General features: G+C 54.1%; 9 protein-coding genes. 1 reads left to right on the top strand and 8 read right to left on the bottom strand.

Annotation, left to right across the window (positions count from 1 at the left end; all coding sequences use genetic code 11):
* Window positions 1-76 precede the first annotated feature (76 nt).
* The 4 genes from ompC to H0S68_RS08480 all read right to left on the bottom strand — a co-directional run bounded on the left by ompC (window position 77) and on the right by H0S68_RS08480 (window position 6,293).
* Complete coding sequence (ompC, locus tag H0S68_RS08465; RefSeq protein WP_044549566.1) at window positions 77-1,201, bottom strand: porin OmpC; 1,125 nt, start codon at window positions 1,199-1,201, stop codon at window positions 77-79.
* Between the two features lie 303 nt (window positions 1,202-1,504).
* Complete coding sequence (gene asnS / locus H0S68_RS08470) at window positions 1,505-2,905, bottom strand: asparagine--tRNA ligase (RefSeq protein WP_020826151.1); 1,401 nt, start codon at window positions 2,903-2,905, stop codon at window positions 1,505-1,507.
* A gap of 226 nt (window positions 2,906-3,131) precedes the next feature.
* Complete coding sequence (pncB, locus tag H0S68_RS08475) at window positions 3,132-4,337, bottom strand: nicotinate phosphoribosyltransferase (RefSeq protein WP_020826152.1); 1,206 nt, start codon at window positions 4,335-4,337, stop codon at window positions 3,132-3,134.
* Between the two features lie 255 nt (window positions 4,338-4,592).
* Window positions 4,593-6,293, bottom strand: coding sequence for a GGDEF domain-containing protein (locus H0S68_RS08480; protein ID WP_128864124.1), 1,701 nt, complete (start codon window positions 6,291-6,293; stop codon window positions 4,593-4,595).
* A 447-nt stretch (window positions 6,294-6,740) separates the two neighbouring features.
* On the opposite strand from H0S68_RS08480, the gene pepN reads away from it, so the two are divergent.
* Window positions 6,741-9,356 carry an aminopeptidase N gene (gene pepN / locus H0S68_RS08485; RefSeq protein WP_410529307.1) on the top strand — a complete coding sequence of 872 codons (2,616 nt, stop codon included), beginning with the start codon at window positions 6,741-6,743 and terminating at the stop codon, window positions 9,354-9,356.
* 31 nt (window positions 9,357-9,387) lie between these two features.
* Here pepN and ssuB read toward each other — a convergent pair whose 3' ends face one another.
* The 4 genes from ssuB to H0S68_RS08505 are packed head-to-tail and all read right to left on the bottom strand — an operon-like array spanning window position 9,388 to window position 13,097.
* On the bottom strand, window positions 9,388-10,164 hold the full coding sequence (ssuB, locus tag H0S68_RS08490; RefSeq protein WP_020826155.1) for an aliphatic sulfonates ABC transporter ATP-binding protein: 777 nt from the start codon (window positions 10,162-10,164) through the stop codon (window positions 9,388-9,390).
* Window positions 10,161-10,955 carry an aliphatic sulfonate ABC transporter permease SsuC gene (gene ssuC / locus H0S68_RS08495; protein WP_020826156.1) on the bottom strand — a complete coding sequence of 265 codons (795 nt, stop codon included), beginning with the start codon at window positions 10,953-10,955 and terminating at the stop codon, window positions 10,161-10,163. Before ssuC ends, ssuB begins: the two co-directional genes overlap by 4 nt.
* An 11-nt stretch (window positions 10,956-10,966) precedes the next feature.
* Window positions 10,967-12,115, bottom strand: coding sequence for an FMNH2-dependent alkanesulfonate monooxygenase (ssuD, locus tag H0S68_RS08500; protein ID WP_020826157.1), 1,149 nt, complete (start codon window positions 12,113-12,115; stop codon window positions 10,967-10,969).
* Between the two features lie 16 nt (window positions 12,116-12,131).
* Window positions 12,132-13,097 (bottom strand): sulfonate ABC transporter substrate-binding protein, encoded by a 966-nt coding sequence (locus H0S68_RS08505; protein ID WP_020826158.1) that lies wholly within the window; start codon window positions 13,095-13,097, stop codon window positions 12,132-12,134.
* Window position 13,098: the final 1 nt, after the last annotated feature.

The raw sequence follows: 13,098 nt of genomic DNA on the forward strand, positions 1-13,098 counted from the left end.
AGCGCAAAAACAAAAACAGGGCCGAAGCCCTGTTTTTTAACTTAGCCGACGGTGAACCGCCGTTAAGTGAGACAACTTAGAACTGGTAAACCAGACCAACACCTACGATATCATCGGTAGCGGTGCCAGTAGCTTTGGTGAACTCGTTGTCGTCCAGCAGGTTGATTTTGTAATCAACGTAGGTAGACATGTTTTTGTTGAAGTAGTAAGTGGTACCAACAGAAACATATTTAACCAGATCCTGGTCAGAACCCACGCCTGGGACGTTCAGGTTTTTACCTTTAGACTGCAGGTAAGACACTTCTGGACGCAGACCGAAGTCGAACTGGTACTGTGCAGTCACTTCGAAGTTCTGAGTTTTGCTGGCGAAGCCGCCGCAATCGGTAGAAGCATTACAGGTTGAGCTGAAGTTGCCGCCGCCGAATGGAGTCATGTTACGAGTTTCTGCGTACATAGCTGCCAGGTAAACGTTGTTAGCGTCGTATTTCGCGCCAACGGTCCATGCATCAGCTTTGTCGCCACGTTCGTTAGAACGCAGTTTTTGATCATCGGTACGGTTGGAAGAAGCGTATGCTGCACCTACGCTGATGCCTTCGCCGATGTCATAAGTAGAAGACAGGCCCCAGCCGTCGCCGTTTTGTTTCTTAACGTCACGGCCGTCGTTCTGGTTTTTACCTTGGTACTGAACAGCGAAGTTCAGACCGTCAACCAGACCGAAGAAGTTGTTGTTACGGTAAGTCGCAACGCCGTTGGTACGGCCAGTCATGAAGTTGTCGGTGTAGGTATAAGTATCGCCACCGAACTCTGGCAGCATATCTGTCCAGCCTTCTACGTCGTACAGTACGCCGTAGTTACGGCCGTAATCGAATGAACCGTAGTCAGCAAATTTCAGACCAGCGAAGCCCAGACGAGTCTTGGTGCCTTCGGTGCCTTGAGATTCAGAGTGGTTAGCCTGAACGTTGTATTCCCACTGGCCGTAACCGGTCAGTTGGTCAGTAATCTGGGTTTCACCTTTGAAGCCGAAACGAACATAGGTCTGATCGCCATCATTGCCTTTGTCGTCTGAGAAGTAGTGCAGACCGTCAACTTTACCGTACAGATCCAGTTTGTTGCCGTCTTTGTTGTAGATTTCAGCAGCGTTAGCTGCACCAGCGGCTAACAGAGCTGGGATTACCACTGCAAGAATATTGCGCTTCATCATTATATTACCCTCATTGGTGTTATTCGGACACCTTTGCCACTGCCGCCAATAATTCTTTTGGAACTATTGTTGATAGATTGGTGTCGTCCTGTGTCTGCACGCAGTGTTCCATTCACGGGCAGGTTAATCTAGAACGAAAATGCTACCAATGTCCTAATGAGGTTTCAAAAAGAAAGTATTTGTAACTAAATGTAATATTCACGGAACTTTGTGACGCTCGTCAATATTAAAAAATGCGAAAGGCCAGCTAAGCTGGCCTTGGTTTTGTAACTAAATTAATTAGAAAATGTATTATCTGATTAATTAAAAGGTTGCATTACGTGGTGTGCGAGGGAACGGAATTACGTCGCGCACGTTTTGCACACCGGTGACATAGGCGATTAAACGCTCAAAACCTAAACCGAAGCCGGCGTGTGGCACGGTGCCGTAACGACGCAGGTCACGATACCACCAATAATCTTCTTTATTCAGGCCCATGGCATCCAGACGCTGATCCAGCACGTCCAGACGTTCTTCACGCTGAGCACCGCCGATGATCTCGCCGATGCCCGGAGCCAACACGTCCATCGCCGCAACGGTTTTGCCGTCGTCGTTCATACGCATATAGAAAGCTTTGATGTCTTTCGGGTAGTTTTTCACCACCACCGGCGCTTTGAAGTGTTTCTCGGCCAGATAACGCTCATGCTCGGAAGACAGATCGATACCCCAGGAAACCGGGTTCTCGAAAGTCTGGCCAGAGGCGATCAGAATTTCCACCGCTTCGGTGTAATCAACCTGAGCGAAGTCGGAAGAAACAAAACGCTTCAGGCGGTCAATCGCATCTTTGTCTACGCGTTCTGCGAAGAACTGCATGTCATCCATACGCTCGTTCAAGACGGCCTGGAACACATACTTCAGCATTTTCTCTGCCAGTTCCGCGATATCCTCGAGGTCAGCAAAGGCGACTTCCGGTTCGATCATCCAAAACTCGGCCAGGTGACGGCTGGTGTTGGAGTTTTCGGCGCGGAAAGTCGGGCCGAAGGTGTAAATTTTCGACAACGCACAGGCATAGGTTTCGCCGTTCAACTGGCCGGAAACGGTCAGGAACGCTTCTTTACCGAAAAAGTCCTGACTGAAATCGACAGCGCCTTTATCGGTGCGCGGCAGGTTTTCCAGATCCAGCGTGGAAACGCGGAACATTTCGCCGGCGCCTTCGGTATCGGAAGCGGTGATCAGCGGGGTGGAAACCCAGAAGAAACCATTCTCGTGATAGAAGCGGTGAATAGCCTGCGCCAGGGTATGGCGAACACGGGCAACGGCACCGATCAGGTTGGTACGTGGGCGCAGGTGCGCCACTTCGCGCAGGTATTCGATGCTGTGGCGTTTGGCCGCCATCGGGTACGTGTCCGGATCGTCAACCCAACCGACCACTTTAATCTCGGTCGCCTGCAGTTCGAAACTCTGACCTTCGCCTGGAGAGGCGACCACTTTGCCGGTCACTTCAATCGAACAGCCGGTGGTCAGATGCAACACTTCATCCTGATAATTCGGCAGAGAATTATTAACGACGGCCTGTAACGGATCAAAGCAGGAACCGTCATAGACGGCCAGGAAGGAGATACCAGCTTTAGAATCTCTCCGGGTACGCACCCAACCGCGCACGGTGACTTCACTGTCAACCGCAGCACGGCCTTGCAGTACGTCGACTACAGGCACTACGCTCATAGATTTCTCTCTTAATAATTTGGTTTAGAAATAGCTTACAACCCAAGAATATGGGGATGTTGCTATGTTACTTGCCGCGGTGCAGAGCACAAGCAGAAATCGCCGGATTGGTGCAACATTTCTTGGCTCTGGGCGAAAAGGGAGCACGGCGAAGTCTCTTATAAAGAAGAAAAAAGCCGGCGTGAGGTCTTCAGCCGGCTTTTTCGCGTTGGCAGGGCGGTGTGGCTTAGCTGGCTTTCTTCACCAGCGGTAAATCGAAGGCCTTGCGTAACGCTTTCACAAAGGCCTGATCCTGGCAGATGGTCTTGCCCGGGCTGTCGGACAGTTTAGCCACCGGCTTGCCTTTGCATTCGACCAGCTTGATCACGATGTTCAGCGGTTTAACCCCCGGGATATCGCAGGTCAGACGCGTACCTATGCCGAACACCAGATTGACGCGTTGGTAGAAACGGCGATACAGCGCCATCGCCTTGTCCAGATCCAGATTGTCGGAGAACACCAGCGTTTTGCTCATCGGGTCGATGCCCAGCTTCTGATAATGCGCAATGGCTTTCTCGCCCCATTCGAACGGATCACCCGAATCATGGCGCAGGCCCTGATAACGCTGGGCGAACTGCGGACCGAAATCACGCAGGAAGGCGTCCATGGTGATGCAGTCAGTCAGCGCGATGCCGAGCTGGTCCGGATATTCATCCAGCCAGGCTTGCAAAGCTGCACGTTGGCTGTTGGCCAATACCGGGCTGATTTGCTGATGCGCCTGGAACCATTCATGAGCCTGAGTACCCACGGGCGCCAGAGCAAGCTGGTGGGCCAGATCGTAGTTGCTGGTGCCGACCAGATAAGGAAATTCGTCTTTCAAGGTGCTGACAATCGCCTGCTGCACACTCTGCGAGAAACGACGGCGGGTGCCAAAGTCCATCAGTTTGAAGCGAGAAATGTCCACGTCAGCGCTCATGGCTTTAAAATGCTCGAGTTTGCTGCGCAGATGAGCGACGGCCATCTCAGGCGTGACTTCAGGGGAGCGGTGACGGTGCACCACCTCACTGATCACTGCCAGCAGTGGGACTTCCCACATGATCACTTCACGCCAGGGACCGGCAATGCGGATGTGCAATTTGCCCGCATGATCTTCGATCTGAACCTGTTGCGGATCGTAACGAAACTCGCGCAGCCAGTTCAGGTAATCCTCGCGGAAGAAAGGCAGCCCGGAAAGATAGTTGAACTCAGCGTCTGTTAGCGCCAATTGGCTCATCAGTGCGATCTGGGCACGGATCTCGTCGGCATATTCGCCAAGCAGCTCGTCACCGCGGCAGCGGAATTCCGCCGCCACGCTGATAGCAGGATAGCGATGGAACACTGCTTGCTGCATATGAAGCTTATAAGCATCAGTATCAAGCAGTGATGTCAAAATCGGGGAGGCGTATTGAGTCATATCGCGTTACTGCATCCTCGTCAGGCGCGTGTCCAAATCCGGATAATCATAAAAAAGTGGGGGGAGTATACCCGGATTATCCTGTTATTGAAGCTGCATCACACCACAATTCATCGGAGCCGGTCGAGGATTAAACGTGCCTTTATCTCTGCTTGCCATCAGGATGCCGACAGAAAAGTCAGATAAGTCTGTAAGGTGAATGACTTAGCCTAATTAGTCATAAAAATTATAATGTTAATTATTTTAAACAACAATTCAGATAAAACCGTTCTGGGTATGAATGCCTATCCGGTCTTTGCCGTTTTTCTTGCAAAAATAGAGCGCTTCATCCGCCTGTTTGATTGCTGCCGGCAACAAGCGGATATCGCGAACCTGGGCAATGCCGCAACTGGTGGTGAAGCGGACGTTTTGCCCATCGGTTAGTGTCAGGCTGAACTGGTGCGTACGCTCGCGTAGCTTGGACATCACTTCCTGCGCATTTTCCAGCGTACAGTTACCGAGGATCACGGCAAATTCTTCACCACCATAGCGACAGAAAATGTCGCTGGAGCGGAAGGTGCTTTGCAGCAGCTTGCCAAATGCCACCAGCACCAGGTCGCCTACGTGATGGCCGTAGGTGTCATTGAGGCTTTTGAAATTATCAATGTCGATCAGACAAAAAGCGAGTGGGTAGCTGCCGGCAGCCAGCGATTCGCACTCCAGGAAGAATTTGCGCCGGTTATAGATATTGGTGAGAGGATCGAGATAGGAGGAGGCTTCCAACTCTTTAATCAGCAGGTGTTTCTCATTTTCCAGCGTTACCTTTTCCAACTGGTACTGTTTTAGCTGTTTGATAGCGTCGCTGATGGCTATCAATTCCTGGCCGTAGAACACTTCGTTGCGAGCGATATTCATATCGCCGTGGGACAAGCGCAAAATATTATTATGCGTTTTCGTTAGCCAGCGGCTGATATTTGAACAGTAAACCAGCGTAGGCAGGAAGATAAATAGCGCAATCAGACCCGCCAGCGAAATCATGCCGTCAATGGCGGTTTGGCTGTCATAAATCTTGCTCTGCGAGGCGGCGGTCTCCATTTCGAAACTGCGCTGATAGAGCCGTTGTGACAGCTCACTCAGGTTTTTAACATAGGGATAAATAGCGTCTGTAGGGTAGGCGGTATGCGTGTTTACGGCGGTATATAATCCCTCGGTAATGATCTTGATCTGCTGAGCTGACAGCTGCCCCAGGATCTCATTCACCAGTGCAGTAGTTTTCACGTCGTTATAGGTAAGTTTCATAAAAATCAGCCGAGTGCTCAACGCATTCAATACGCCGGTGAGCTGAATTGCTTTCAGATAAGCGTCTTTGCGCGCCAGTCGATTGGTATTGACGTCAATAATCTGATCGATGAGTTCGGTCACCGACATGTTCAGCCGGTTATTTAATCGCACTGCCTCAAGAAACATAAATGAATCGCCATCGACCATGCGGTTATCGTAGCTATAGCGGTAGTAACTTTTACTGGCCTGGGAAATATAGTAAGCGCTATTGATATTGAACAGATTGGCATTGGCTTCGGTCACCTGCGAAAGCTGCAGGTTGTCATTATTGAGCAATTGTTCCATCAGACTGAGCATGGAAAGCGCGGCAATTTTTTGCCTGATGCCGAGCCGTTGCGAGATTTCGCTGTCGATGTGCGGTCGGAAGTGGGCAATTTTCTCCCGCGCTACGCGATCGGCGTCTTGCCACTGATGTGGAGTGATACGTGGGTCGATCAGGCTTAAACGTTTAAGGCGATGTGCCAATAGTGTGGCCTGAAAAGCCTCTGAAATCTCTTTGGCTCGGGTAATTTTGTATAGATTGAGTTGGTTGTCGCGATACTCGGTGTCAGCTTCCGACAACTCATCGGAAATAAACAGGGCAAATGAGGACATCAGGGCAAAGGTAAAAAAATAGATCAGATATTTTACTTTCATATGCACTACGCGTCCTTGAGCCCGATCCGCTAATTATATCACTGAGTCTCCCGGCCTGTCTTGGCTATACCCAATAAGGGAAGATTGCCTGCAAAGTGCCGTTGAGCCGGGAAGGCTGCCCCGTGAGATAGGGTAAGTTCGCACTTTTGACGCCGATGTTCTCATCTGGAAAACGTACAACTCCGCAGGGCATCTTTAGCATTTAATGCTGATTTTGATGCCGCATCAGGTGAAGGAGCCTGATGGCGTGGGCAATTCTTCGACAGGATTACGATCCACCTCCGATTTCTCCGCTCCTGTGGCCTGGTCTCTCTGGGTTTTTTTTGTAGCTGTGATACAGTTTATTTACAATCAGGCTCATCGAAATTTCTGCTCTTTTCCGACGGCGAAATAGGCGAATGATGAAAGCCTGGCACCTGTAACTCACTGAGACGTCAAAGGGTTTTTATGACACAACAGCCACAGGCGAAGTATCGCCACGATTATCGCGCGCCAGATTACACCATCACTGATATTGACCTGAATTTTGAGTTGGATGCAGAGAGCACTCGCGTCACTGCCGTCAGCAAAATCAAACGCCAGGGCGCTGCCGATGCGGCGCTGGTGCTGAACGGTGAAGACCTGACGCTGGTGAGTATTGAGATCGACGGTCAGCCGTGGACAGCCTATCAGTTGCAGGATAACAAACTGGTTATCGAGCAATTGCCAGCACAATTTACCATGACTATTGTCAATGATATCCACCCGGCCAAAAACACCGCGCTGGAAGGACTGTATCTGTCCGGCGAAGCGCTGTGTACCCAATGTGAAGCTGAAGGCTTCCGCCACATTACTTATTATCTCGACCGCCCGGACGTGCTGGCGCGGTTTACCACTCGCATCGTGGCCGACAAGGCGCGTTACCCGTTCCTGTTGTCAAACGGCAACCGCGTGGGGCAGGGCGAACTGGAAGATGGGCGTCACTGGGTGCAGTGGCAAGATCCTTTCCCAAAACCCTGTTATCTGTTTGCGCTGGTGGCGGGTGATTTCGACGTGCTGCGCGACAGCTTTACCACCCGTTCCGGTCGCGAAGTGGCGCTGGAGCTGTTCGTTGACCGCGGCAACCTGGATCGCGCCGATTGGGCAATGACCTCGCTGAAGAACTCGATGAAATGGGACGAAACCCGTTTTGGCCTGGAGTACGATCTCGACATTTATATGATCGTCGCGGTCGACTTCTTCAATATGGGCGCGATGGAGAACAAAGGGTTAAATATTTTTAACTCCAAATACGTGCTGGCGAAAGCCGAAACCGCCACCGACAAGGATTACCTGAATATCGAGGCGGTGATCGGCCACGAATATTTCCACAACTGGACCGGCAACCGCGTGACCTGTCGTGACTGGTTCCAGCTCAGCCTGAAGGAAGGGCTGACGGTATTCCGCGATCAGGAGTTCAGCTCCGATTTGGGCTCACGTCCGGTCAACCGTATCGATAATGTGCGCGTTATGCGCGGTGCGCAGTTCGCCGAAGATGCCAGCCCAATGGCGCATGCTATTCGTCCGGACAAAGTGATCGAAATGAACAACTTTTACACCCTGACGGTGTACGAGAAAGGTTCTGAAGTGATCCGCATGATGCATACGCTGCTGGGAGAAGAACAGTTCCAGAAGGGGATTCAGCTGTACTTCGAGCGTCACGACGGCAGTGCGGCGACCTGTGACGATTTCGTTCAGGCGATGGAAGATGCGTCCAACGTTGACCTGTCGCTGTTTCGCCGCTGGTACAGCCAGTCTGGTACGCCGTTACTGACGGTTCGTGACGAATACGACGCCGAGCACCACCAGTACCGTCTGCACGTCAGCCAGAAAACCGCGCCGACCGCCGATCAGCCGGAAAAACTGCCGCTGCATATCCCGCTGGATATTGAACTGTACGATGCACAAGGCAACGTGATTGCCCTGCAGAGAAACGTCTCGCCGATCAATAACGTGCTTAACGTCACCGAAGCGGAACAGACCTTCGTGTTTGATGGCGTGGCGCACAAGCCGGTACCGTCCCTGCTACGTGAGTTCTCTGCACCGGTTAAACTGGATTATCCGTACAGCGATCAGCAATTGACCTTCCTGATGCAGCATGCTCGCAATGAGTTTGCCCGTTGGGATGCGGCACAGAGCCTGCTGGCGACCTACATCAAACTGAACGTGGCCAAACATCAGCAACAACAGCCGTTGTCGCTGCCGCTGCACGTTGTTGATGCGTTCCGCGCCGTATTGTTGGACGAGAAGTTGGATCCGGCGTTGGCTGCACAGATCCTGACGTTGCCTTCAGAAAGTGAAATTGCCGAGCTGTTTGCCACTATCGATCCTGAAGCGATCGCCGTGGTGCACGAAGCGATCGTCCGCTGTCTGGCGAAGGAAATGGCCGATGAGTGGCTGGCGGTTTATCACGCTAACAAGACCGACGGCTACCGGGTTGAACATGCTGACATCGCGAAACGTGCGCTGCGCAACGTGTGCCTGGGTTACCTGGCCTTTGGCGATGAAGCGCTGGCCGACCGATTGGTGACGGAGCAGTATCGCCAGGCGGATAATATGACCGATTCGCTGGCGGCTCTGGCCGCTGCGGTGGCGGCGCAATTGCCTTGCCGCGACGCGCTGTTGGCGGCCTTTGACGAACGCTGGCACCAGGATGGTCTGGTGATGGACAAGTGGTTTGTGCTGCAGGCGACCAGCCCGGCGGCGGACGTGCTGACCAAAGTGCGTGGGTTGCTGAAACACCGTTCATTCAGCCTGAGCAATCCAAACCGCACACGCTCATTGATTGGGGGCTTTGCTTCTGCCAACCCGGCGGCGTTTCATGCAGCGGACGGCAGTGGCTATCAGTTCCTGGTGGAAATCCTCAGCGATTTGAACCAGCGCAACCCGCAGATTGCTGCTCGCCTGATCGAACCTTTGATCCGCTTGAAACGCTACGATGCTTCACGTCAGGCATTAATGCGCAAAGCGCTTGAACAGTTGAAAGGGCTGGAGAATTTGTCCGGCGACCTGTTCGAGAAAATCACCAAGGCGCTCGACGCGTAAGTCTAGGAAGGGACGGCATGCCGTCCCTTTTTTAATTTGCTGCGCGGCGTGTGGCCTGGCTTAAGGGGGAGGGCGGAGACAATACTCTGTCCAGCACCTCGGCCTCCAACTCTGCCAGTTTGACTGACCCTTTGCGTCGTGGGCGCGGCAGGTCGACGGTCAGATCCAGGCCGATACGGCCTTCCTCAATCAAAATGACGCGATCCGCCAACGCAATGGCTTCACTGACGTCATGCGTCACCAGCAATACGGTGAAACCGTGCTGTTGCCACAACCCTTCAATCAATCCCTGCATTTCAATCCGCGTCAAGGCGTCGAGCGCCCCCAAAGGTTCGTCCAACAGCAACAGGCGTGGACGGTGGATCAGCGCACGTGCCAGAGCCACTCGTTGTTTTTGTCCTCCGGACAAGGCCGCTGGCCACTCGTTGGCGCGGTCGGCCAGCCCGACGGCTTCCAGCGCTTGCAACGCATCGGCACGCCAGTTACCGCGCAGGCCAAGGCCCACATTGTCGATCACCTTTTTCCACGGTAGCAGGCGGGCGTCCTGAAACATTAAGCGGGTATCGTCTCTGGCGCTGGCAAGGGGCGCATTCCCGCTCAGCAAGGCGCCGCTGGTGGCTTTTTCCAGTCCTGCCATTAGACGCAGCAGCGTGCTTTTACCGCAGCCACTGCGGCCGACCACGGCGACAAACTGTCCCGCGCTGATGCGCAATTGAATATTGTCCAGCACGGTGCGGTTACCGTAGCGCTTGGCAATGGACTCGAGCGTGACCGGCGTCCCTTGGGGAATTCGAGCGGGAGTCGTCATAGCGCTTCTCCTTGTTTCAGTTGATAGGCCGGGTGCCAGCGCAACCAGACGCGTTCCAGCAACTGTGCGCTGACGTCCGCCAGCTTGCCGAGCAGGGCATAAAGCACAATCGCCACCACCACCACGTCGGTCTGCAAGAATTCACGTGCGTTCATCGCCAGATAACCGATACCCGAATTGGCGGAAATGGTTTCGGCCACGATCAGCGTCAGCCACATAAAGCCCAACGCGAAACGAACGCCGACCATAATCGACGGCAGAGCGCCCGGCAAAACCACCTGAGCAAAGAGCTGGAAACCGCTCAGGCCGTAGCTGCGCGCCATTTCAAGCAGGCCGTGATCGATATTCTTGATACCGTGATAGGTATTCAAATAAATGGGGAACAGCGTGCCTAACGCCACCAGAAAAATCTTGGCGGATTCATCGATGCCGAACCACAGGATCACCAGCGGGATCAGCGCCAGATGCGGCACGTTGCGGATCATCTGCACGGAGCTGTCCAACAGGCGCTCGCCCCAACGCGACAGACCGGTGATAAAGCCCAGCACCAGCCCAATGCTGCCGCCGATGCTAAAACCGATCAGTGCGCGCCAACTGCTGATCGTCAGGTGTTGCCACAACTCGCCGCTTTTGGTTAGCGTCCAGAAGGCGGTGACGACCGCGCTCGGTGCCGGCAGAATACGGTTCGACAGCCACCCCGCCTCGACGGAGATTTGCCAGATAACCACCAGCGCTACCGGCAATGCCCAGGGGGCCAGCCGGTGCAATATGCGTTGTGTACCCTTAGCCATAAGGAGGCTCCTCAGCTTTGCGACGCTTTTTGCGGAATATAGATATTGGCCACCACTTCTCCCTGGGCCTTGACCGGTTTGCGCTGCGTGGGGATTTGGTTTTCCACCAGGTCAAGATGGGGGAACAGCAGTTCGCCGACGCGATAGGCTTCTTCCAGATGCGGGTAGCCGGACAGGATAAAGGTATCGATGCCCAGATCGGCATATTCCTGCATGCGCGCCGCCACCGTCGGGCCGTCGCCGACCAGGGCAGTACCGGCCCCGCCACGGACCAGGCCCACCCCGGCCCACAGATTGGGGCTGATCTCCAGATTGTCTTTTTTGCCGCCGTGGAGGGCTGCCATGCGTCGTTGCCCTACAGAGTCAAAGCGGGCAAATGCCTTTTGTGCATCGGCGATGGTTTTTTCATCCAGATTGGCAATCAGTCGGTCTGCTGCACGCCAGGCTTCTTCGGTAGTTTCACGCACGATCACGTGCAGGCGAATGCCGAAGCGCACCTTGCGACCTTTGGCCGCTGCTTTGGCGCGGACCTCGGCAATTTTTTCTTTCACCTGCGCCGGGGGTTCTCCCCAGGTGAGGTACATTTCAACCTGTTCGGCGGCCAGATCCTGCGCAGCGGCAGAGGATCCGCCGAAATACAGCGGCGGACGTGGTTGTTGCACCGGCGGGTACAGCAGCTTTGCCCCCTTTACCTGAATATGCTTGCCATCGAAATCGACGGTTTCCCCTTCCAGCACCTTTCGCCAAACGTGGGTGAACTCTGCCGAAGCCTCGTAACGTTCTTCGTGATTCAGATGCAGCCCTTCCGCCGCCAGCTCCTCGGGATCGCCGCCGGTAACCAGGTTGAACAACGCTCGACCATTGGAAAGACGATCCAGCGTCGCCGCCTGGCGAGCCGCCAGGGTGGGCGAAATTATGCCGGGGCGCAAAGCCACCAGGAACTTCAGCCGCTGAGTAACAGGAATTAACGATGCGGCCACGAGCCAGGAGTCTTCACAAGAACGGCCGGTGGGGATCAACACGCCGCCGAACCCCAGCCGATCGGCCGCTTGGGCAATTTGCTGCAAATAGCCGTAATCGACGCTACGCGCGCCTTCGGTGCTGCCGAGATAGTGGCCGTCGCCATGGGTTGGTAAAAACCAGAATACGTTCAGGCTCATCGTCTATTCTCCAAAATTATTGTGCGCTCGGGCGCCAGATGCGTTGCGAGATATCGACCTTCACGGGCACCAGACGGTTGGCGTAAAACAGATCGGCGGTTTGCTGCTGGGCGGCAATGGTGCGTGCGTCCAGCGGTTTGATGGCGGTCGGTGGGCGGTGATCCAAATAAGACGAGATCACTTTTTCCGGCAGCCCCATGGCGTTCGCCAGCAGCGTGACGCTTTGCGCCCGGTCGCTTTGGGTCAGTGCATCCGCTTTGGTCAACTCATCGAGCACCTGCTGAATAAACGGCCCGTTAGCTTCGGTATAAGTGCGCACCGCCAGATAGAAGGAGCCGGTTTGATTCAAATCGGTGCCGTCACCCAGCACCCGCACGCCGCCCTGCAACAAGGCTGCGGAATAGTACGGGTCCCAAATGGTCCAGGCATCGACGTTGCCCTGCTGGAATGCGGCGCGGGCATCTGCCGGCGTCAGGTAAACCGGTTGGATATCGGTGAATTTCAGTCCGGCTTTTTGCAGCGAACGCAGCAGCAGGTTGTGGGAACTGGAGCCTTTCTGGAAGGCGACTTTGTGGCCTTTCAAATCAGCGACGGTTTTGATCGGGCTATTTTCCGGCACCAGGATCACTTCCGCCTTGGGTTTAGGTGGCTCTACGCCGACATACAGCAGATCCGCCCCGGCGGCCTGGGCAAAGATCGGCGGAATATCGCCGGTGCTGCCCAGATCGATACTGCCGACGTTCAACGCCTCAAGCATCTGCGGGCCGGCGGGGAATTCGATCCAACTGATTTTGGTGGTGGGGAAACGCTGTTCCAGCAGGCGGTGTGATTTTGCCAGTACCAGACTGACCGATCCTTTTTGATAACCGATACGAAACTGCGCCGGATCCTGTGCGCTGGCGGAATTGATCCACGCCAGTGAGATGATGCCGGCCAAAGCGCCAGTGCCAAGCCAACGGCCAAGTGATGAAAGTCGCGTCATT

This window comes from Serratia sp. AXJ-M (genome assembly GCF_046531865.1).
Lineage (GTDB): Bacteria > Pseudomonadota > Gammaproteobacteria > Enterobacterales > Enterobacteriaceae > Serratia > Serratia liquefaciens.

Bases quoted from the DNA above. Each gene is read 5' to 3' on its own strand.
- ompC (WP_044549566.1), bottom strand. From the start codon at position 1,201: ATGATGAAGCGCAATATTCTTGCAGTGGTAATCCCAGCTCTGTTAGCC.
- asnS (WP_020826151.1), bottom strand. From the start codon at position 2,905: ATGAGCGTAGTGCCTGTAGTCGACGTACTGCAAGGCCGTGCTGCGGTT.
- pncB (WP_020826152.1), bottom strand. From the start codon at position 4,337: ATGACTCAATACGCCTCCCCGATTTTGACATCACTGCTTGATACTGAT.
- H0S68_RS08480 (WP_128864124.1), bottom strand. From the start codon at position 6,293: ATGAAAGTAAAATATCTGATCTATTTTTTTACCTTTGCCCTGATGTCC.
- pepN (WP_410529307.1), top strand. From the start codon at position 6,741: ATGACACAACAGCCACAGGCGAAGTATCGCCACGATTATCGCGCGCCA.
- ssuB (WP_020826155.1), bottom strand. From the start codon at position 10,164: ATGACGACTCCCGCTCGAATTCCCCAAGGGACGCCGGTCACGCTCGAG.
- ssuC (WP_020826156.1), bottom strand. From the start codon at position 10,955: ATGGCTAAGGGTACACAACGCATATTGCACCGGCTGGCCCCCTGGGCA.
- ssuD (WP_020826157.1), bottom strand. From the start codon at position 12,115: ATGAGCCTGAACGTATTCTGGTTTTTACCAACCCATGGCGACGGCCAC.
- H0S68_RS08505 (WP_020826158.1), bottom strand. From the start codon at position 13,097: ATGACGCGACTTTCATCACTTGGCCGTTGGCTTGGCACTGGCGCTTTG.